The sequence below is a fragment of the Paraburkholderia sp. BR14320 genome (assembly GCF_040948665.1).
Classification (GTDB): Bacteria; Pseudomonadota; Gammaproteobacteria; order Burkholderiales; family Burkholderiaceae; genus Paraburkholderia; species Paraburkholderia youngii.
In genome coordinates this window covers 30898-50227 of record NZ_JBFPKG010000054.1, presented here as the reverse complement: position 1 = coordinate 50227, position 19330 = coordinate 30898, and the positions used below count along the sequence as shown (strand labels likewise).

20 protein-coding genes and 2 pseudogenes are annotated in these 19330 nt (G+C 63.8%); 6 read left to right on the top strand and 16 right to left on the bottom strand.

Going from position 1 to position 19330, the window contains the following annotated elements; all coding sequences use genetic code 11:
• Positions 1–231: 231 nt before the first annotated feature.
• Positions 232–906 carry a response regulator gene (locus tag AB3X89_RS32705; protein WP_368586955.1) on the bottom strand — a complete coding sequence of 225 codons (675 nt, stop codon included), beginning with the start codon at positions 904–906 and terminating at the stop codon, positions 232–234.
• Between the two features lie 737 nt (positions 907–1643).
• Positions 1644–2336, bottom strand: a complete 693-nt coding sequence (locus AB3X89_RS32700) for a response regulator (protein WP_368586954.1) — start codon at positions 2334–2336, stop codon at positions 1644–1646.
• Between the two features lie 513 nt (positions 2337–2849).
• On the opposite strand from AB3X89_RS32700, the gene AB3X89_RS32695 reads away from it, so the two are divergent.
• The 3 genes and pseudogenes from AB3X89_RS32695 (at position 2850) to AB3X89_RS32685 (ending at position 4908) form a co-directional block, all read left to right on the top strand.
• Positions 2850–3536 (top strand): NnrU family protein, encoded by a 687-nt coding sequence (locus tag AB3X89_RS32695; RefSeq protein ID WP_368586953.1) that lies wholly within the window; start codon positions 2850–2852, stop codon positions 3534–3536.
• Positions 3537–3689: 153 nt separating this feature from the next.
• A pseudogene (locus AB3X89_RS32690) lies at positions 3690–4396 on the top strand (SDR family NAD(P)-dependent oxidoreductase).
• 47 nt (positions 4397–4443) lie between these two features.
• Positions 4444–4908, top strand: a complete 465-nt coding sequence (locus tag AB3X89_RS32685; RefSeq protein WP_368586952.1) for a RidA family protein — start codon at positions 4444–4446, stop codon at positions 4906–4908.
• A 65-nt stretch (positions 4909–4973) separates the two neighbouring features.
• Here AB3X89_RS32685 and AB3X89_RS32680 read toward each other — a convergent pair whose 3' ends face one another.
• The 6 genes from AB3X89_RS32680 to AB3X89_RS32655 form a co-directional block, all read right to left on the bottom strand.
• The gene (locus AB3X89_RS32680) at positions 4974–5162 is read right to left on the bottom strand and encodes a copper chaperone (protein WP_368586951.1); all 189 of its coding nucleotides are present in this window, start codon (positions 5160–5162) and stop codon (positions 4974–4976) included.
• Positions 5163–5350: 188 nt separating this feature from the next.
• Positions 5351–6649, bottom strand: a complete 1299-nt coding sequence (locus AB3X89_RS32675; RefSeq protein WP_368586950.1) for an HlyD family efflux transporter periplasmic adaptor subunit — start codon at positions 6647–6649, stop codon at positions 5351–5353.
• A gap of 34 nt (positions 6650–6683) precedes the next feature.
• A complete protein-coding gene (locus tag AB3X89_RS32670; protein WP_368586949.1) occupies positions 6684–8204 on the bottom strand; it encodes an efflux transporter outer membrane subunit in 1521 nt (506 codons plus the stop codon).
• A gap of 55 nt (positions 8205–8259) precedes the next feature.
• A complete protein-coding gene (locus tag AB3X89_RS32665) occupies positions 8260–8697 on the bottom strand; it encodes a MarR family winged helix-turn-helix transcriptional regulator (protein WP_368586957.1) in 438 nt (145 codons plus the stop codon).
• Between the two features lie 106 nt (positions 8698–8803).
• Complete coding sequence (locus tag AB3X89_RS32660) at positions 8804–10366, bottom strand: DHA2 family efflux MFS transporter permease subunit (protein WP_368586948.1); 1563 nt, start codon at positions 10364–10366, stop codon at positions 8804–8806.
• 117 nt (positions 10367–10483) lie between these two features.
• On the bottom strand, positions 10484–10639 hold the full coding sequence (locus AB3X89_RS32655) for a hypothetical protein (RefSeq protein ID WP_368586947.1): 156 nt from the start codon (positions 10637–10639) through the stop codon (positions 10484–10486).
• 194 nt (positions 10640–10833) lie between these two features.
• Between AB3X89_RS32655 and AB3X89_RS32650 the strand changes: the two genes are divergently transcribed.
• Together AB3X89_RS32650 and AB3X89_RS32645 are read left to right on the top strand one after the other, a co-directional pair.
• Complete coding sequence (locus AB3X89_RS32650; RefSeq protein ID WP_368586946.1) at positions 10834–11256, top strand: VOC family protein; 423 nt, start codon at positions 10834–10836, stop codon at positions 11254–11256.
• 63 nt (positions 11257–11319) lie between these two features.
• A pseudogene (locus AB3X89_RS32645) lies at positions 11320–11442 on the top strand (SDR family oxidoreductase); the annotation flags it as partial.
• Positions 11443–11475: 33 nt separating this feature from the next.
• Here the strand turns inward: AB3X89_RS32645 and AB3X89_RS32640 are convergent.
• The 5 genes from AB3X89_RS32640 to AB3X89_RS32620 all read right to left on the bottom strand — a co-directional run bounded on the left by AB3X89_RS32640 (position 11476) and on the right by AB3X89_RS32620 (position 16078).
• Complete coding sequence (locus AB3X89_RS32640) at positions 11476–12429, bottom strand: LysR substrate-binding domain-containing protein (protein WP_368586945.1); 954 nt, start codon at positions 12427–12429, stop codon at positions 11476–11478.
• Positions 12430–12508: 79 nt separating this feature from the next.
• A complete protein-coding gene (locus AB3X89_RS32635) occupies positions 12509–13609 on the bottom strand; it encodes an NAD(P)H-dependent flavin oxidoreductase (protein WP_368586944.1) in 1101 nt (366 codons plus the stop codon).
• Between the two features lie 31 nt (positions 13610–13640).
• Positions 13641–13820, bottom strand: a complete 180-nt coding sequence (locus AB3X89_RS32630; protein WP_368586943.1) for a hypothetical protein — start codon at positions 13818–13820, stop codon at positions 13641–13643.
• Positions 13817–15025 carry a YbfB/YjiJ family MFS transporter gene (locus AB3X89_RS32625; protein ID WP_368586942.1) on the bottom strand — a complete coding sequence of 403 codons (1209 nt, stop codon included), beginning with the start codon at positions 15023–15025 and terminating at the stop codon, positions 13817–13819. Before AB3X89_RS32625 ends, AB3X89_RS32630 begins: the two co-directional genes overlap by 4 nt.
• Before the next feature lie 120 nt (positions 15026–15145).
• On the bottom strand, positions 15146–16078 hold the full coding sequence (locus AB3X89_RS32620; RefSeq protein ID WP_368586941.1) for a LysR family transcriptional regulator: 933 nt from the start codon (positions 16076–16078) through the stop codon (positions 15146–15148).
• 235 nt (positions 16079–16313) lie between these two features.
• On the opposite strand from AB3X89_RS32620, the gene AB3X89_RS32615 reads away from it, so the two are divergent.
• On the top strand, positions 16314–17678 hold the full coding sequence (locus tag AB3X89_RS32615) for an MBL fold metallo-hydrolase RNA specificity domain-containing protein (protein WP_368586940.1): 1365 nt from the start codon (positions 16314–16316) through the stop codon (positions 17676–17678).
• A gap of 51 nt (positions 17679–17729) precedes the next feature.
• On the opposite strand, the gene AB3X89_RS32610 is transcribed toward AB3X89_RS32615, so the two are convergent.
• From AB3X89_RS32610 to AB3X89_RS32600, 3 genes are all read right to left on the bottom strand, one after another.
• Positions 17730–18422, bottom strand: coding sequence for a BON domain-containing protein (locus AB3X89_RS32610; protein ID WP_368586939.1), 693 nt, complete (start codon positions 18420–18422; stop codon positions 17730–17732).
• Between the two features lie 50 nt (positions 18423–18472).
• Positions 18473–18907, bottom strand: a complete 435-nt coding sequence (locus AB3X89_RS32605; RefSeq protein WP_368586938.1) for an Hsp20/alpha crystallin family protein — start codon at positions 18905–18907, stop codon at positions 18473–18475.
• A 132-nt stretch (positions 18908–19039) separates the two neighbouring features.
• Positions 19040–19315 carry a DUF1488 domain-containing protein gene (locus tag AB3X89_RS32600; protein ID WP_368586937.1) on the bottom strand — a complete coding sequence of 92 codons (276 nt, stop codon included), beginning with the start codon at positions 19313–19315 and terminating at the stop codon, positions 19040–19042.
• Positions 19316–19330: the final 15 nt, after the last annotated feature.

Here is a 19330-nt window from a genome sequence, read left to right as displayed (position 1 = left end):
AAGCGGGCACGGCAGTTCGGAGAGGCGTTCACGGCTTGATTGGCTTATGCTGCCATTGAATAAGGAGAATCGACTTCATAACCGTAGGGCTTATGATAGCAATTCGACCGAATCTTGGCCGTACCCCAGCAGTCGCGCAGTCCAACGTCGGAAGCGTCGCCAGGGAAGCCGGCACGCGCGGCACGCTCATGCTGATTCCTGCCTAAGCCAAAACTTACGCGTCGGTTCGTGTTACGAATTGCCGGGCTCCGCGGACGGCACCAATCCGCTTTCCATTCCGTAACGCACCAGGTCCGCGTCTCGCTCGATACTCAGTTTGAGCATTGCCGAGCTTTTTTGCGTACTGATCGTTTTTTTACTGCGACGCAATAGCTCGCCAATTTCCGTAACAGTCATCCCGGAAACAAACAGGCGTACGACCTCCAGTTCACATCGCGTCAATGGGGATCCCGCCGTGTTGCCGCGCCCACCCGGTTTGATCGTGTCCGAGATGGCCGCCATGCGCGGCGACAAATAGCGGCCATTCGCGTAGGCGGCATGTACCGCGATCGTCAGGTTACTGATCGGATCAGCCTTGCTGAAAATACAGCAGTGGCCTCCCTGCATCAGCAGGCGCACAACCGCCGGATTTTCCATCATGCTCAGCACAACCACCCGCACGCTCGGAGAGTGCTGGCGAATGGCAGCGAAAAGCGCCAGTCCGTCGCCATACCGTCCACCGGGCATCACGTAGTCCGAGACGACCACGTCGCAAGGCGAGTTGGTCAGCGCGGCCATCAGTTCGGTCGAATTTATCGCCGTGCCAACCACCGAGATCGTGCTGCTTCTTTCGAGTTCGTATCGCACGCCTTCGAGAATCACTGGATGATCGTCTGCGAGTATTACGCGAATCCTTGATGTGGTCATAATCGACTTCCGTCGCAATGTAATTAGAGGCGTTGGAGGCGCCATAAAACGTGAAGGGATCAAAAAAACAGGTTTCGAGAAGCGCGACGGGCATAAAGGTAAAACATGAGCCCAATCACCCTGTGTTGCTCCGGCATTGACCTTGCTGCAATCGCTAGCGCCAGCGACCAGGTCTGAATCACCCTGTGTCGAGGCTTCAGCGACAGATGTTTCGTGTGCCCGGACCCGATGACCAAAGTGAGCCGCGAAGCACCGAGTCATCGGTCGCACGCAGGTGACGCCGGCCGCGTCGACTACCCTGCCCGGTTCGCTCAGCCATCTGAGCGATGGTTTCCTGCCATCAGCTTCTCTGCGGTACTGCCTTATGACAAATGCCATCAATGAGCACGTATGCAAAACGCGGCCGATCGCAGCGCACATCAAGCCGTGGCGGAATTTCCACGTCGCACTTCTCGTGTCGTGTCCTATTGACAATGAATGGGCTAGACTTTATCCACGCCGCATCGGATCAGTAATAGGCTCAGTCTTATAAATGAGCAATTTCAGAAAATAGGACGGGCGTACGTTCGCGGTCTTGAACAGTCTGCGTGCGGGCGACCGTGTTCCGACGCAGTGACGGCGACTCAATCCAGATGTTTCGTGGTTGAAGCGGGGCGACGGAATCCAGATCCGCGAGAATGCAAGCATCCCGTAAGAGCTTTACATTGTTATTTGCAAGGCTGCATCGCTCCCTGCATTTATTCTGTGGAGGAAGAACTGTCAGACGTCTTCTGCGACGAGGTCACCAGCCCATTTTCCATCGCATACCGAAACAGATCGACTTCTCGTTCAATGCCGAGTTTTTCCATCGCCTTCGATTTCTGCGTGCTGATGGTTTTCTTGCTGCGACTCAATTTCTCGGCAATCTCGTTCACAGTCAGCCCGGATGCAAAAAGACGCACAACTTCGGATTCGCGCTGGCTCAGCACGTCCGATGAGCCCCTGCCCCGACGGTTCCAGTCGATCGACTGGACGATCTGATTGATCGTTGGCGAATAGTATTTGCCGCCGCTATGGACGGCATGAACGGCGGGGATAAGGTGGGCGCCAGCATCGGATTTGCTGACGATGCACGTTACGCCTTGCGTAACGAGCGCACGTATCACCGCCGGGTTGTCCAGCATGGTCAGAACGACGATCTTGATCTCGGGATAGCGACGTTTGATCAGAGAGAACAGCGCGATTCCATCACCGTATTCGCCCGCAGGCATCGCGTAATCGGATACGAGAACGTCGCATTGTGTGCTCGTGAGAAGCGCGATCAGCTCAGTCGAATTCCTCGCTGTACCTACGAGCTGGATTGTCTTCACCTCTGCAAACTCATGCGAGATACCGCTGAGCATGACGGGGTGGTCATCGGCAAGGATGACCCGAATTGCGAACGCATCCATATTGTCAATATCGTCGAGATAGGACCTTTGTATGATAGCCAGCGGCGGGACGTTTGCTCTGCGGGTTTACCTTCACGTTTTGCGATCCCTGGCTTCTTTTAAGCCAAACACCGTCGCAGATCGCCGCAGAGCAGGAAGCTTCCCATTGCAAGGTCGCACGACACGCAACCGCGCGACACGCGATAAAACAGATCGGCGCCCGGGCGGCGACACTCTGCCCGGCCATGTCACACAGCGCTTCGCGGCGCCTCAACCAGCGACCTGCCGCAGCGGCCAGGCAGCGCTTGCTGAATGAACTCCCCCTTGCAAAGTTGGCTTCGGCGATCGTTCGATCACCTACTCTCTTTAACTAACGAGGGGCAGTTCTCGTCCCGTCGACGGGCCGTGTGAAGGCTTGTAACCCGCGCGCGGCAATCGAACTCGCGAAACGCTTGCCGCGCTCATTGCGGCACACGAAGTAGTATTCTCCAGTGCACACGTTCCACCGATCATCTGACTCGAGGAGCCGGGCCCATGGAAAGCACACTCGTCGTGGCGGCATTCGCTTTTGTCGGTAGCCACTTTCTCCTGTCCCATCCGCTGCGGGCCGGTATGGTCCGGGCAATCGGCGAACGGGCCGCCATGGGCGTCTATTCGCTGATCGCGATACTGACGTTCGGCTGGATGGTCATGGCTTACGACCGGACGCCCGTCTCCGAGCCGCTCTGGCCGGCAGGTAACGTGCTGTGGGCGGTTGTGACCGTGGTCATGCTGATCGCATCGATCCTTCTGATGGGTTCGCTGATCCGCAACCCGGCGTTGCCCACCGCGGGCCGCCCCGCTGCTCTTCCCGACGCGGCGCACGGCGTGTACGCGGTGACACGTCACCCGATGATGTGGTCGTTCGCGCTCTGGGGGCTATGCCATATCGCCGTGTTGCCGGTCACCCGAAACATCGTGCTTGCCGGGGCGATCATCATCCTCGCGCTGGTCGGCGCCGCATTACAGGACCGCAAGAAGCGGCGTCTGCAACCCGATCTGTGGCCCGCATGGGAGTCGCAGACGAGCTATCTGCCGTTCGCGGCGATCGCCGCCAGACGCGCGCGGCTGGGCGGCTTCGGCATGCACGCGCTGGTTGGCGGCGTGGTTTTCTGGCTCGTGGCGACATGGGCGCATATCCCGCTCTCCGGTTGGCCCGCGGGGATCTGGCGCTGGCTCTAGCCGGCCGATTCCACGAGATTTGTTCTCGTGGCGCAAGACTCTTTGTCCACGGTGTGTGTTCGAATTCGCGGCTGATGCGCCTACAGTGCGCTGCATCGAGTCCATCGATTCGAACGGCCAGCAGGCCGAATCAATCACACTGTGAGAGAAACCATGAGCACTTCCAGGGTCGTCATCGTCACCGGCGCATCGCAAGGCATCGGCGCTGAACCGTCAAAGCCTTCCGCGCGCAAGATCATCGCGTCGTCGCCACGGCTCGTTCCATCGTACCGGCCGTCGAGGCCGACTATGTCGCCGTGGCCGGCGACCTCGGCGACGCAGCTACCGCCCGCCGCGTCGTCGACGCTGCCATCGAGCACTTTGGACGCGTCGATACGCTCGTCAACAACGCGGGCATTTTCATCGCGAAGCCTTTCACGCAGTACAGCGCCGAAGACTATTCGGCGATTCTCAACGTCAATCTGAACGGCTTCTTTTACATTACCCAGTACGCGATCGAAGCGATGCAGAAGCATGGCAGCGGCCACGTGGTCAGCGTGACCACGACGCTCGCGGAGAAAGCGAACAGCAAGGTGCCGTCGGTGCTCGCGTCGCTGACGAAAGGCGGTCTGAATGCCGCGACGCGTTCGCTCGCCATCGAATATGCGCACGCCGGTATCCGTGCCAACGCGGTGTCGCCCGGCATCATCAAGTCGCCGATGCATCCCGCCGAGTCGCACGCGACGCTCGCCGCAATGCATCCGGTCGGGCGCATGGGCGAGATGAGCGACATCGTGAATGCGATCCTCTATCTCGACTCGGCACCGTTTGTGACTGGCGAAATCCTGCATGTGGACGGCGGGCAGAGCGCAGGCCAGTAAATGGTCTAGCGCCGCCCGCGCTCGACACCACACTTGAGGAGCCCACCATGTCCGTCCAACAGAAACTCGCCGAACTCGGTCTCGAACTGCCCGCTCCGCCGCAACCGCTGGGCAGCTATACCGCTGTCAGTGAAGCCGGCAACCTGCTCTTTATCTCCGGGCAGGTGCCGCTGTCCGCCGGCAAAATAGTCTATACGGGGCGTCTCGGCGAGACCCTGACGCTCGAACAGGGCCGCAAGGCGGCCCAACTCGCCGCGCTCAACGCGCTCGCGCAGATCTCCCGTCATCTCGGCGGCTTCGAGCGCCTGCATCACATCGTTCGCGTCGAGGGGCACGTCAGTTCCGCCGATGGTTTCCACGATCAGCCCGCCGTGGTCGACGGCGCTTCGGATCTGTTCGCCGCCGTGCTCGGTGACAAGGCGGGACATGCGCGCTCGGCGTTCTCGCATAGCCAGGGCCCCGCCAACGCCGCTGTCGTGATTGTCGTCATTGCCGAGATCGTGCCCGCCTGACCGACCCGAGCGACGCACGACGCATGCCCTGCCCGCCGGGCACATCCGCGCGAGCGTCGTTCGTGTCACCAATCCTTGATGGCCACGTCGTAGTCCTCGTCGTAGAACGCGACCAGAAACTCCTCGGGCATCAACCACGAGTCGACGCTCACGCTTTGCGTGCCAACGTCGACCGCGACTTTCGCGTCGGGATCCACCGACTTCATTGCATGCTCGATCGTCGAAACATCGTCTGCGCGGATTTCGGTTTTCATCGAGAACTTCACGTTTCCCCTCTCCAGTCAGCAACGTTGGATACCGAACGGGACGATGCCCGTCCAGCCATGGCGTGTCATCTACCAGCCGCTGACCGTCGCACCGATCGCACCGCCGAATGACGATGCAGATACTAGCGCCGCCTGCCGTTTCGTGCTCTGTCGCCGCAAGCTCTCCCTGAATCGGATCAACCTGCGTTCGCCTTGCGCTGATGCGTCGCCACGCGTTGCGGTTGCGGTTGCGCCGCCATCGCGCGCGAGACCATTTCGTTTTGCTCGATGATCTTGTCGATCTCGGCGTCGGCCTGCGTATCGTATTGTCCGAAAACATCGGTGCTGTAGCGCGTGTTCCGCGCCGCGCCCAGCTGCGAACCGGATTGGTCGCGCGTATCGGCATCGACCGTCATCGACAGGCCGATACGCAGCGGATGCGCGGCCAGCTCGGCCGGATCGAGCGCGATGCGCACCGGCAGACGCTGCACGATCTTGATCCAGTTGCCGGTGGCGTTCTGCGCCGGCAGCGTCGCGAACGCGCTGCCCGTGCCTGCTGAGAAGCCCTCGATACGCCCGTGATACCTGGCGCCTCTGCCGTAGACGTCCGAGCTCAGCGTGACCCGCTGGCCAATCCGCATGTGCTTGAGCTGCACTTCCTTGAAGTTCGCGTCGACCCACACGCCGTCGAGCGGCACGATCGCCATCAGCGGCGTGCCGGGCGCGACGCGCTGGCCAACCTGAACCCGGCGTTGCGCGACATAGCCGGTCACCGGCGCCGGCAAGGTATCGCGCGCATAGGCGAGCCACGCGGTCCGCACTTTCGCGGCGGCGGCCTGCACGTCCGGGTGCTGCTCGACCGTGGTGCGGTCGGTCAGCGCGTGATTGGCTTCGCCCTGCTGGCGCGCGGCGTCGAGCGCGGCCTGCGCGACGCTGACCGCGTCGCGGGCGTGCGCGATGTCTTCGGCGGACACGGCGCCGGTATCGGCGACGGCCTCGCGTCGATGCAGGTCGTCGCGCGCGCGGTTCAGATCGGCTTCGCGCTGCGCGACGTTCGCCGCGTAGAAGTCGTTGTTGACATACAGGCCGCTCACGCGACGCACGGTCTGGCCGAGCTGCGCTTCGGCATCGGCGAGCGCGAGTTTGGCATCGGCCGGATCGAGCGTGACGACGGGGTCGCCTTGCTTCACGATTTGCGTGTCGTCGGTGTTGACGGCGATCACCGTGCCAGTGACCTGCGGCGTCAGTTGCACGAGATTGCCGCTGACGTACGCGTCGTCGGTCTCTTCGTGATAGCGGCCCTCGGTGAAGTAGTAAGCGCCGTAGGCCGCGCTCCCGAGCAGCACCGCGACTCCGAGCAGCGCGATCAGGCGCTTGCGGCGTGCCGGCGGCGTGGCCTTGTTGTCGCCTTCGGGCGTGGCGGGCGCTTGCGCGCCGCTCTTCCGTTCGTCTTCCTGATCCGCCAGTTCGCGGTCGGTCGTGATCGAATCGCTCATTGCAGTTCTCCTGACAGGTTGCCCGACGTGCCGTTCAACGCGCGGCAACCGCGGATTTGACTTGACTGGTGGATACGGCGGCGACATCCGCGTGAGGGTCGGTTTGCGCCGACGTATCGACATAGCCGCCGCCCAACGCCGACGCGAGCTGGATCTGCTGGTCGCGACGGTTCATCTTCAGATTGGCGATCGCCTCGTCGGCGTTCAGCGCGGTGACGTCGGCATTGAGCACGGTCAGCTGATTGGTCAGGCCGGCCTTGTATTGCGTGGTCGCCAGACGATCCGCATCGCTCGCGGCCTGCTGCGCGGCCAGCGCATCGCCGAGCTGCGCGTCGCTCGAGCGGATCTGCGCGATCTGCGTGGCCACGCCGCTCAGCGCGCCGATCAGCGTCTGGTTGTAGGTCGCCACCGCATAGTCGAACTCGGCGTAGCGGCCCTTCAACTGCGCGCGCAGCTCGCCCGCATCGAAGATCGGCAGATGGATCGCCGGGCCCACCGACGCGGTGCGGCTCGCGGCGCTCAGGAAGCGGCCGAAGCCGAACGCGTCGAGGCCGATCGCGGCGCTCAGGTTGATGTCGGGATAGAACTCGGCCTTCGCTTCCTTCACTTCGTGCGTGATCGCGTCGACGCGCCAGCGCGCCGCGACGATGTCGGGCCGCCGGCTCAGCAGATCGGCCGGCAGGTTGTCCGGCAGACGCACATCGTCGCCGACGCCGAGGGTCGGCCGCGTGATCGCGAGTCCGCGGTCGGGACCCTTGCCAAGCAACGTCGCCAGTTGATAGCGGGTGCTCAGGATGCTGCCGTCGAGCGCGCTGACGCGGGCGCGGCTCGTCGACAGATTTGCCTCGGCGGTCTTGCGCTCCACTTCGGTATCGAGTCCGTTTGCGATACGGCCCGCGGTGATGCGCTCGATCTGCTCGCGCCGCGCGACTTCCTGCTGCGCGATGTCGCGCAATGCGTAGAGCCGCGCCAGCTCGTTGTAGGTGCGGGCGATCGAGGTGTCGAGCGTGAGCCGGACGACTTCCGCGTCGGCCTCGCGCGCGGCCGCCTCCGAGACAGCCGCGCGCAGCGCCTCGCGGTTCTTGCCCCACAGGTCGAGATCGTAGGAAGCGGTGAGCAGCCCCTTGTTCTCGGTCTGCCAGGAGCCGGCGTACGGCGGCGGAATCAACGCGGTGCTGCTGAATTGCTGGCGCGTCAGCGTGTACGACGCATCGACGCGCGGCAGCGTGTTCGCCTTCGCCGTTTCGCTATAGGCTTGCGCCTGCGCGACTCGGGCGCGCGCCTGCTCGAGCGTCGGGCTGCCTTGCAGCGCCTCGGCGATCAAAGCCTTCAGTTGCGCGTCGCCGAACTGGTCGACCCAGTCGGCGGATGGCCAATGCCCCTGCTCTTGCGGCAGGCTCCGCGACGTTTCCAGCTGTTGGGGTTGATCGATCTGCTTGTCGCTGTGGATGCCCGCATAGTTTGCACATGCTGCCAGCACCGCGAAAGAGATCACCGAAACACCGAGCTTCAGCGAACGGGCGACGGTGTTTGCCTTCGAAGTCTGCGTTTTCATTTTCTGACAAATCAGATTAATGATTGAAAAAAAGCGCGGCCCACGGCCGCGCCGCTCAATCGCCTGTGAACTTGCGAAGCAGGCGGTCCAGCTCCGCAAACTCGGCCTTCGTGAATTTGCGCAAGCGGGCGTTCAACACATGCGGTGCGACTTCCGGAATCCGCGCGGCGGTTTTCTGCCCTTCCGCGGTCAAGCTCAGATTGACTACGCGGCGATCTTGCGGGTCGCGCGAACGTTCCAGCAGCCCCTTCGATTCCAGCTTGTCCAGCATCCGCGTCATCAGGCCGGTGTCGATTCCGAGCAGCTTCGACAGCTCGAAAGGCGTGGTTGCCACACCCTGCTTCAGCGAAAGCAGGATACCCATCTGCTGGCCGTTGATGTCGAGGTCCTTGAGCGCCGCGTCCATTTCCGCGACGACGACGTTGCGCGCCTTGACGAGCCTGAAGCCAATACTCTCTGTAAGCATGAAGTTCTTCGTCGTGTAGTGGTCCATGGCGGCCTCCTCCTCGTTGATTTGAACAATATCTGCATTATCAGATAAGGTCAAGAAGAGGATGGTGTGTTTCATTTTCCGCTCCAACCGGGTTGCCCAATCGGGTTCAATGTCCGCCGGCGGCTGCCGCGCCCGCGGCACCGCCTTTGGTCGGCTTCGTCACCCAGATCAGCGGGATGATGACGATAAAGATCAGCGCCGAGATCCAGAAGATGTCGTTCAGGCCCAGCATCGTCGCCTGCGCGTTCAGCGAGGCTTCGTAAAACGCCGTGGCCTTGGGAATGCCCGCGTCCAACGCCGCCTGCAGGTGCGCGATCGCGCCGGAAAAACCAGGGTCCTCCACGCTGCTGTGCTCGGCAAGTCGCGCATGGTGCAGGATCGTCCGGTCGCTCCATGCGTTGCTCATCAGCGAAGTGCCCACCGCTCCCGCAAAAATGCGCACGAAGTTGGACAGACCCGCCGCCGCCGGAATCTCCTCCGGCTTCAGCCCCGACAGGATGATCGCGGTGAGCGGCGTGAAGAACAGCGCGGTCGGAATGCCCTGCAGCAACGTGGGCAGCACGAGCGTCCACGCGTCGATGCCGGTCGTGTAGTTCGAGCGCATGAAGAACACCCCGGCGAATCCGACGAACGCGAGCGTGGCGAGCACCCGCATGTCCGAGCGCGGCATGATCTTGCCCATCACCGGCGCGAGGATCACGGCGAAAATGCCGAGCGGCGCGGTCACGAGCCCCGCGTCCACCGCCCGGTAACCGAGGAAGCCCTGAATCCACTGCGGCAGGATCACGAGATTGGCGAAGAAGATCGCGTAGGCGACCGAAATCGCAATCGTGCCGCCGAGGAAGTTGCGTCTGGCGAAAAGCCGCAGGTTGACGATCGGCTTTTCTTCGGTCAATTCCCAGATCAGGAAGAACAGGAAGCTGACCACGGCGACGATCATCAGCGCCCAGATCACCGGCGAGCTGAACCAGTCGAGATCGCGGCCCTTGTCGAGCATGATCTGCAGCGGTGCGACCCATGCGATCAGCGAGATCAGGCCGACCTTGTCGATCGGGAGTTTGCGGGCCGGCGTCTCGCGATCGCGGTAGATCGCCCAGATCGCGCCCGCGGCAAACAGGCCCACCGGCACGTTGATGTAGAAAATCCACGACCAGCTGTAGCTGTCGGTGATCCAGCCGCCGAGCGCCGGACCCGCGATCGGTCCGACGGTCGCCGTCATCGCCCATAGCGCCAGCGCGTTCGAGCTTTTTTCCTTCGGAAACGACGCGAGCAGCATGGCCTGCGACAACGGCACCATCGGCCCCGCCACCGCGCCCTGCACGACGCGGGCAACCAGCAGCACCAGCAGGTTCGGAGCGAGTCCGCACGCCGCCGATGACAGCACGAACAGCAGGATCGCCCAGACGAACAGCTTGACCTGGCCGATGCGCTGCGTGAGCCAACCCGTCAACGGAATCGACACCGCGTTGGCCGCGGCAAACAGCGTGATGACCCATGTGCCTTCGTCGATCGACACGCCGAGGTTGCCGGACAGCGTTGGAATCGCGACGTTGGCGATCGACGAATCGAGCACGTTCATAAAAGTGGCGAGCGCTACGGCAAACGTGCCTAACGCAAACTTCGCGCCGGTCAATTGCGCTGGCGCGCCCGGGTTGGTCGATGGATTCATGTTGCGGCCTCGTCTCGGTTCGAAGCGCCCCTCAGTGCCGGGCGATTATCTGCAATGTCAGATAAATGATTAAAAAAATGCCGCCTTGGCGGTCGAGCAATCTTGAAAGAAGCAGGCTCAACGCGTCGAAGTCCGACTTCGAGAAACGCGAAAGCCGCGCGCTCCATTCGCGAGCCCTGCCCTGAGTTCGCTGGCAATCAGCTGACGCGCCTGCCCCAGCACGGACACCAGCTTCTGCGTCCGCTCGAACTCGTCGTTGATCGAATCGTCCATCGATCGCCTCCTCGATATCTGACTTCAATATATTTGACTTTGCAGATTCAAGCAAGCGGATTTCCTCGCCGTCTGTACTGCATGGTGTAAAACTGAATTGAGCTGTCGGCGACAATCGCTCCGATTTCCTCGGGGCTTTGTTTTCTCCGGCACGGATTCGCGCGCTGCCCGCGCGCTCTGAGGAGGACAGAACGATGGCTGACAAGCCGCTTACCCTGGGTATCGATCACGTCGGACTCACCGTCCGCGATCTGAACCTCACACGCGACTTCTTCGTGAAGTGTCTGGGCTGGAAGCAGGTGGGCGAAAGGCCGGCCTATCCGGCGGCATTTGTATCGGACGGACATGTAGTGTTGACGCTCTGGCAGGTCACTGACCCAGGCCGTCTCGTCGAATTCGATCGCAAGGTCAACGTCGGACTGCATCATCTTGCGTTGCGCGTGGCCAGCGAGGAAGCACTGAAGGATGTGTTCGCGCGCGTGTCCGCATGGCCGGGCGTCAAAGTCGAATTCACGCCCGAAGAACTCGGTGGCGGCCCCAAACGCCACACGATGTTGTACGAGCCGGGTGGCATCAGACTCGAGTTCGATCACGACCCGCGAACCCAGGCATCGTGAACGCGGGCGCGCGCTAGACCGAAGCGCGATCACTCACCGCTTGTTACTGCGGCTCGCAACTGTCACGCGATCGGCGGCGTGCCTTCCGTGCTGGCCTCGCTGACCAAGGGCGGCCTCGCCGCCGCGACCGGCTCGCTCGCACTCGAGTATGCGAAGCGCGGCATTCGCGCCAACGCGGTGTCGCCTAAGCCGGCCATGCGATGAAGGCGCACGCGCCACTCAGTGTGCGCGCGTGCGCGGCGCGGTCACTGGGGGTATCGTGGGTTTGGCCAACTGCTCGATCAGAAATTCGACGAACGCCCGCACGCGCGAAGTCAGATAGCGAGCGTGCGGATACAGCAGGATGAATGGCCGCGTGCGCCCGCCCGCTTCGCGCAACACTTCCACCAGCCGACCTTCGCGCAGGTCGTCCGCCACGACGAAGCGATACGTCTGAAAGAGACCCGCGCCGGCACGCGCGAGCGTCACGCCGGCGAGCGCATCGCCCGAGGTTCCATAGCTTCCCCTCGTCAGCACGTCGCCATTTTCAGCGGAGCCCTCGAAGGTCCACGCGAGATGACGCCCGCTGCTCGGCATTTCGAACTGGATGCACTCGTGGGTCCGCAGGTCCTCGACGGTTTTCGGCACCCCCGCGCGCTTCAGATAGGCCGGCGTCGCCACCACGACCATCTCCGCATCTTCGAGCTTGCGCGCGACCAGGTTCGAATCGGCCGGTGCGCGTCCGCGTATCGCGAGATCGAAACCTTCGTCCGCGAAGTCGATGTTGCGGTTGCTCAGGTGCGTCTCCACCTGAACTTGCGGATAGCGCTCGCGAAACGCCGGCAGCAACGGCAACACGCGATAGTGCCCATACGGCGTCGGCATGCTGATGCGAAGCACGCCGGCCGGCGTGGTCTGTTCGCCCGTCACTTCGCGCTCGGCGTCCGTCAGTTGCGACAACGCCTGACGGCACTGCTCGAAGTAGCGCCGCCCCGCGTCGGTCAGACGGATCTGGCGCGTCGTGCGCACGAACAGGCGCACACCGAGCCGTTCCTCGAGCCGCGCCACAGAGCGGCTCACGGCCGCCGGCGTCACACTCGCGGCGTTGGCCGCGAGCGTAAAGCTTCCGAGCTCCGCCGCGAGACAGAAAAGCTCGATGCTGCCCAGCAGCAGATCGTCGAATTTGCGTTGCATGCCTGTCTCCGTTTGTATTTTTGTTTCGAGGATGCGTGCCGATGTCTTCGATCGATGCGAGGCATGAAAACCAGACTGCTCAGTCCCACACCGATTGCAGCCGCTCGATACTTTCACGCGTTTCGCGTTCGAGTTGCGCGATCAGTTCGCCGGCGGGCATCGAACGCGCAAGCGGCGCGGCCTGGCCCGCCCATTGCGCGCCGTAACCGGACTCACCCCTGGCCTTGGCGGCAGCATTGAGCGCTTTGCCCGCGTCGTAGGTGATCGGATAGGAAGGCGTTTGCGGAGCTTGCGGGTCCTCGCCGAGCGCCGTGAAGCGATTGACGATGCTGCGCGCGAGGCGCCCCGAAATGGCCGACGTCAATGTAGTCGAGCGCGCCGCATCGCTGAGCAACGCGCTGCGATAAGCGTCGTCGATCGAGGTTTCCGGGCACGCGACGAAGGCCGTGCCCATTTGCGCCGCCTGCGCGCCCAGCGCGAGCGCGGCCGCGATGCCGGCGCCGTCCATGATGCCGCCCGCCGCGATCACGGGCAGGTCGAACTCGCTCGCCAGCAGACGCGTCAATGCGAACGTGCCGAGGCGCTCGTCACGCGAGGTCGTGTCGAATATGCCGCGATGACCGCCCGCCTCGATGCCCTGCGCGACGATCGCATCGACGCCTGCTTCGACGGCCGCCGCCGCTTCGTCGAGATTGGTCGCGCTCGCGAGCAAACGGATGCCCGCGTGCTTCAGTTGCGCGATCACCGCATCGGGCGGCAAGCCGAAATGGAAGCTGACGACGGCCGGCTTCTCCGCGAGCAGCATCGCCTGCATCGCGGTGTCGACGACGAAGCTCGTGTAGATCTCGGAGAGCGCTTGCGGCGGCGTCGCGCCGTATTGCCGGAACACCGGTTCGAGCCAGGCGAGCCATGCACGCTCGACGGCCGCATCGGGGGTGGCCGGGCGATGGCAGAACACGTTGATGTTGAACGGTTTCGTCGTTAGCTCGCGGGTCTGGTGGATCGCCCGGCGCGCGTTCTCGACGTTCATCGCGGCAACGCCGAGCGAGCCCAGACCGCCCGCGTTCGACACCGCGGCGGCGAGCGCCGGCGTGGTGACGCCGGCCATCGGCGCCTGAATGATCGGCTTGTGGATGCCAAGCGTGCGCAATAACGCCCGATTGTTCGTTTGAGTGCTCATGTTCCCTTTCCCACCGGATGCGTTAAAAGGTTCAATGTACCTGCCGGCTTGCCAGCTTGCCAGGTTCCAGCGTGGCCGTGCGCCGGCGCGCGAGGCCACCGCGGGCGATCGGACGCAGCGCGACCCGCTCGTCAACATTGTGCGCCACGCCGATCGACGGCATCGCCAGGACCATACCGATCGCCGGTGCAGATGAAACCGTCGCATTCATTTGGCGCTGCGCGCGGCGAACAGATCGACGGCGAGTGCGAACAGAAGCGCCACCGCGCCAATCGCGTAGAGCACCGGATAATTGCCGCCGCTCGAAGAGAACACGAACGAAAGACCGTAGGCCGCCAGCGCCTGCATCACGGCGAAGCTCGTCGTCGCGCGGCTCCAGGCGTCCTTGACGGCGGACGGATGGTGCACGAGCAACTCGTTCACGCGACCGAGCGCCAGCGGCACGATGCCCGGCGTGAACGCACCCACGATAAAGGCGGACACCATCAGCCCCGCCGGCCCGAATAAGCCCGCGGCCGGAATCGCGACCGCAGCGGCCTGCACCAGAAACGCGACACGCAACGCGCGGCCGAACCCCGCGCGATCGGCGAGATGCCCCGCCGCGAGCGGCCCGACGATCGCGCCCAGGCCGTACAGCACCCAGAACTCGGCGCCCGCATCGACGCCCCGGCCGAGCCCGCGCGCGACGAAATCGACGAGGAACAGCATGTGCGGCACGAGTCCCACGGCGTTCAGGCCATATTCGGCATAGAGCGCGCGCAGGCCGGCGCGGGGATACGCAGGCGCTTTTTCGAAGCGCGAATGCGCGGCGGCGTGCGCTGGCGCCGCCTGCTCGGGCCAGCCGTTCCACGCCACGGCGGTCAGCACGAGCGAAACGGCCGCGAGCCCGAGCCACGTCCACGTGAGCCCCTGGTGCAACAGAATCGGCACGATCGTGCCCGAAGCCGCGATGCCGAGTCCGATGCCCGTGAAGATGCCGCCGCTCGCGAAGCCCCGGCGCGCCGCCGGCACGTGCGCAAGGATCGTCGGCGCGGCGAGCACCATCAATGCGCCGCCCGCGACCCCCGAGGCCAGACGCCAGACGAAAAACCACAGGAACGACACGGGCGCCGCGCAGGCGACGAAGGCGATGGTCACGAGCAACATCATCGCGCGCAACACGGTGGCGGGTTTCGCCACTCGCACCATCGAGCCCGCCAGCAGCGCGCCGGCCAGGTAGCCGCCGAGGTTCGCCGCGCCGAGATAAGCGGCGCTCGAGGCGGGAAACCAGTGCGCGCCGATGATGGCCGGCAAAAGCGGCGTGTAGGCAAAACGCGCGAGACCAATGCCGATCAGGCTCGCGCTGGCTCCGGCGAGGGTGCCTCGCCAGACGTTGTAGCCGGCCGAAGCGGCCGGATTCGAGACGGCTTGCTGCATGACGACTCCCATGGATCGGTGTTGTTAAGCACCTGATGAATATGGAAGGCAGTCTAGATCGAGTCGCGTCCCGAGAGAATCACCGCGCTGCGGAAGTCATTCTTCCGCGTAGCGATCGAATCAGCGTCGATCGGCGTCGATGATTTGCTGGGCCCGCTCGAAATACTCGCGCAGCAGTGGCGCGGCGAAATCGACGAAACTGCGCACCTTCGGCACCGCAAGGCGCCCCTGCGGCGTCACCAGATTGACGGGCAGCGGACCATGCTCGTTGTCGCGCAGCACGATTTTCAGCGCACCTGCCTTGACCTGTTCGGCCACGTGATACGAGAAAAGCCGCGTGACGCCGTGCCCGTCCACGGCCGAAGCCCGCGCCGCGCGGATCGTGTTGACGATGAAGCGCGGCGTGAAGCGCACGACCTGCGGCAGCGCCGTTTGACGGGCGGCCGGAAAGCTCCACGAGTCGAGCCCGAAATGCGTCATCGAGATGATCGGATGGCTGGCGAGATCGGCGGGCATCGCGATGGCCGGATGCGTGGCGAGATAGTCGGGCGAAGCGACCACCACCCGCCTCACTTCGCCCACCGGAATGGCGACGAGCGTCGAGTCCTGCAGATGCGCGATGCGCAGCGCGACGTCGATGCCCTCGTCGACGATGCTCACGGGCCGGTCGTGCAGGTGCAGACGGATCGACGCCTGCGGGTGGCGATCGAGAAACGCATCGACGATCGGGCGCAGCACCTCTTCGCCCACCGCCACCGCCGCCGTCACGCCAAGCAGGCCGCGCGGCGCGGAGCGCTCGTCGGCGGCGAGCAGGTCCGCCTCCTCGAGATCCGCGAGGATGCGCCGGCACGCTTGCGCATAGCGCTCGCCCGCTTCGCTGAGCCGGATCGTGCGCGTGGTGCGATGTAGCAGCGGCGTGCCCGTGTGCGCTTCCAGAAACGCGATGGCCCGGCTCACCGCCGCGGGCGAGCGGCCCAGCCGGCGGCCTGCGCCCGCCAGACTTCCCTCGTCGAGCGTGGCGACGAATACCTTCATGGCGTCGATACGGTCCATTGCGTGTTGGTTTTGAGATTGGGCTTTGGGAGCGCCGCGGTCTTTTGGGTCGATGAATTCCGGCACGATCTTAGCGGAATACGGGAAGCGTCAGAGCGGCAGTTTGTTTCGCCACTTCGTCCTCGACCGTTTTCGGGCGAGCGCTGCGCAACCGATGATCCAGATCAAGAGTACGGCGCTTACATCCGTTGAAATGGTCCCATCTGAGAATTGATCCGCGAGCAACGGAGGAATCATGAAGCTGACTTTTCTCGGTGCAAGCGAGACCGTCACCGGTTCGAAGTATCTGCTCGAAGAACCCGGCTTGCGCATCCTCGTCGATTGCGGGCTGTTTCAAGGCCTCAAGAACCTGCGGCTGCGCAACTGGGCTGCACTGCCGGTGCCCGCCGATTCGATCGACGCGGTGCTCCTGACTCACGCGCATCTCGACCACAGCGGCTATCTGCCATTGCTCGTGCGAAACGGCTTTCGCGGTCCCGTGTATTGCACGCCCGGCACCGCCGCGCTGTGCGAGATCATGCTGCGCGACAGCGCGAAGCTACAGGAAGAGGAAGCGGAATTCGCGAACCGCCACGGCTTCTCGAAGCATCGGCCGGCGCTGCCGCTCTACACGCAGGACGACGCACAGCGCGCGCTGCATCTGCTTGCGCCCCACCGCTTCGATACGCCGGTCGACCTGCCGCATGGGCTGTGCTTCCGCTTTCTGCCGTCGGGGCACATCCTCGGGGCGGCGAGCGTCGTCATGTGCCGCAATCACAAGGTGCTGGCGTTTTCCGGCGACGTGGGCCGCCCCGACGACCCGATCATGCGTGCGCCCGCGCCGCTCGCGCATGCCGATTACCTCGTCGTCGAGTCGACCTACGGCGATCGCCTGCATCCGGACTCGAACCCGCGCGACGACCTCGAACGGATCTTCAGCCGGACCTTCGCCAAAGGCGGCGTGGTGGTGATGCCGTGCTTCGCGGTCGGCCGCGCGCAGGAAGTCCTTTACTACATCGCGAAGCTGAAAGAGACAGGGCGCATGGCACACGTGCCCGTCTATCTGGACAGTCCGATGGCGACCAGCGTAACCGACGTGTATCGCAGGCATCTCGCCGAACATCGTTTGACGATCTCCGATGCAAATGCGATCGACAAGGCCGCGATCATGGTCCGAAGCGTCGAGCAATCGAAGGCGATCGCGTCGCATAACGGACCCATGGTGATCATCGCGGGCAGCGGCATGGCGACCGGCGGGCGCGTGCTGCATCACCTGCGTTTATACGCGTCCGATCCGCGCAATACGATCGCGCTGGTCGGCTTCCAGGCGGCCGGCACGCGCGGCGCGGCGCTGGCGGCCCACGAACCGTCGATCAAACTGTTCGGTGAATACGTGCGGGTGCGCGCGAACGTCGAATCGATCCCGTCGCTATCCGCGCATGCCGATTACCGCGAGTTGCTGAACTGGCTGTGGAGTCTGACCGACGCGCCCGCTCGCACCTTCGTCACGCATGGCGAGCCCGCCGCGGCCGATGCGATGCGGCGGCATATCGTCGAGACGCTCGGCTGGTCATGCGAGGTGCCGGTGTATGGGCAAAGCGTCGAGCTCGGGCAGTTTTAGGCCCATGCAACGGTCGAACGGAATCGTCGGTCGCGAGTGGGAACGTGGCTGTTATCGTTCGGCTGCATCACCGATGGGTTCGCGTGGCGGGCTCGCATCGACGACGAGATCGTCGACCACGGCGCAGACGCCGGGCGCGCTCCACGCGACGCCGCGCACGACCTTGCGTTCCGCGTATGAGCCCACCTTGCCCGTCAGCGTGACCGTGCCGTCGTTCACGTCGACGCCGATGTGCCTGACTTCGCGCTCGGCGTGCCGCCGCATCGCTTCTTCGATCTTCTTGCTGATCTCGTCGGTCGCCACCTTGCGGCGCACCTCGATCGCGTTCGTCAGGCCGCGAATGCCGCGCATCTGGCCGACCGCGCGCGCGACGATGTGGCGCTGGTAGGCCCAGTCGACCATACCCGTCAGCGTGACCCAGCCTTTTTCCACCTGGATCTTGATCGCATCGTGGGGTACGGCGACGCTCCAGTACAGAATCGCGTGGACCGCGCCCGCCACGTCCTCGTCGCTGTGTTGGTCCGGCTTCGGCAGCCGGACCTGCATGTCCACCGCAACCGCCTTCACACCCGCCACGCGCTGCGCGGCTTTTTCTGCGGCCAGTTTTTCGGCGAAGCTCGGCGGATGGCCCGACAGCGTGACGACGCCGTTCGTCACCTCCACGCCGATATCCGTCGCGGTGACCGCGGGGTCCCATTCGAGTTCTTCCTCGACTTCCCGCTGCAGTTGTCTGTCGGTTTTCACCAGGTGTCTCCTCGCGACTAGCCCGTGCGACGGCGCGCCAGCCTGCCGTGTCAGTCGATGGTTAGCCGCTTGCGATCACCGGACGTCTTTTTCGGCAAGCTGAGCGACAGCACACCGTCCTTGTACTCGGCTTTCGCGTTCGCCTCATCGACCTCGCCGCCGAGCGAGAACGAGCGGCTGAAGGTCCCGGCGTAACGCTCGCGGCGGATCACGCGCTCGCCTTCCTTTTCCTCCGTGTTGCGCTCGACCTTCGCGTTGATCGACACGACGCTCCCGTCGATCTGCACGTCAATGTCTTTCTTGTCCACGCCGGGCAGCTCAGCTTTCACCGAGTAAGCCGCGTCGCTTTCCGTCACGTCGATCTTCATCGACGCGAGTTCCGTCTCCTGGGTCGACAGCATCGACCGCATCGGCCGGAAGAAACCCTGGAACAGTTCCGACACAGGGTCCAGCGAAAGCGGATCAAAACGCGTCAGATTGCTCATTGCACTCTCCTTGGGATAAGCAGGCCACGACCGGGCCCAGTCGACCGAGCCGAGCTGGGCTCACCATGCCTTCAGCGTAGCGGGGCGCGCGGGCGCGTCGTTGATCCACGTCAAGCGCGTCCGCTCGACGGGTCACGCGGAGAACCTGAAGAACCCGCTATGCAGCAGCACGGGCTTGGCGCCAACCTCCTCGAGCAGTTGTCTGGCGGCCTGTTCGATCTGATAGCGGTGCGCGAGGAACGCCTGGACCAGATCGTCTTCCCGCAGCGAGCGTGCGCCGAAATGATCTTCGAGCGCCTCGGCCGTGATCGCGCATTGCACGGGCCGATCGTCGACGAGCGCCGGAAACGCCAGCACCAGATCCCGGGCGCAGTATTCGGGCATGCAGGATGGAAAGGAAATGTGCATGGTGAGGCCCCCACG

Coding starts and splice junctions, on each gene's coding strand:
- AB3X89_RS32670 (WP_368586949.1), bottom strand. CDS start 8,204: ATGAAAACGCAGACTTCGAAGGCAAACACCGTCGCCCGTTCGCTGAAG.
- AB3X89_RS32600 (WP_368586937.1), bottom strand. CDS start 19,315: ATGCACATTTCCTTTCCATCCTGCATGCCCGAATACTGCGCCCGGGAT.
- AB3X89_RS32640 (WP_368586945.1), bottom strand. CDS start 12,429: ATGCAACGCAAATTCGACGATCTGCTGCTGGGCAGCATCGAGCTTTTC.
- AB3X89_RS32615 (WP_368586940.1), top strand. CDS start 16,314: ATGAAGCTGACTTTTCTCGGTGCAAGCGAGACCGTCACCGGTTCGAAG.
- AB3X89_RS32705 (WP_368586955.1), bottom strand. CDS start 906: ATGACCACATCAAGGATTCGCGTAATACTCGCAGACGATCATCCAGTG.
- AB3X89_RS32650 (WP_368586946.1), top strand. CDS start 10,834: ATGGCTGACAAGCCGCTTACCCTGGGTATCGATCACGTCGGACTCACC.
- AB3X89_RS32630 (WP_368586943.1), bottom strand. CDS start 13,820: ATGAATGCGACGGTTTCATCTGCACCGGCGATCGGTATGGTCCTGGCG.
- AB3X89_RS32620 (WP_368586941.1), bottom strand. CDS start 16,078: ATGGACCGTATCGACGCCATGAAGGTATTCGTCGCCACGCTCGACGAG.
- AB3X89_RS32655 (WP_368586947.1), bottom strand. CDS start 10,639: ATGGACGATTCGATCAACGACGAGTTCGAGCGGACGCAGAAGCTGGTG.
- AB3X89_RS32680 (WP_368586951.1), bottom strand. CDS start 5,162: ATGAAAACCGAAATCCGCGCAGACGATGTTTCGACGATCGAGCATGCA.
- AB3X89_RS32675 (WP_368586950.1), bottom strand. CDS start 6,649: ATGAGCGATTCGATCACGACCGACCGCGAACTGGCGGATCAGGAAGAC.
- AB3X89_RS32700 (WP_368586954.1), bottom strand. CDS start 2,336: ATGGATGCGTTCGCAATTCGGGTCATCCTTGCCGATGACCACCCCGTC.
- AB3X89_RS32635 (WP_368586944.1), bottom strand. CDS start 13,609: ATGAGCACTCAAACGAACAATCGGGCGTTATTGCGCACGCTTGGCATC.
- AB3X89_RS32605 (WP_368586938.1), bottom strand. CDS start 18,907: ATGAGCAATCTGACGCGTTTTGATCCGCTTTCGCTGGACCCTGTGTCG.
- AB3X89_RS32695 (WP_368586953.1), top strand. CDS start 2,850: ATGGAAAGCACACTCGTCGTGGCGGCATTCGCTTTTGTCGGTAGCCAC.
- AB3X89_RS32685 (WP_368586952.1), top strand. CDS start 4,444: ATGTCCGTCCAACAGAAACTCGCCGAACTCGGTCTCGAACTGCCCGCT.
- AB3X89_RS32625 (WP_368586942.1), bottom strand. CDS start 15,025: ATGCAGCAAGCCGTCTCGAATCCGGCCGCTTCGGCCGGCTACAACGTC.
- AB3X89_RS32660 (WP_368586948.1), bottom strand. CDS start 10,366: ATGAATCCATCGACCAACCCGGGCGCGCCAGCGCAATTGACCGGCGCG.
- AB3X89_RS32665 (WP_368586957.1), bottom strand. CDS start 8,697: ATGGACCACTACACGACGAAGAACTTCATGCTTACAGAGAGTATTGGC.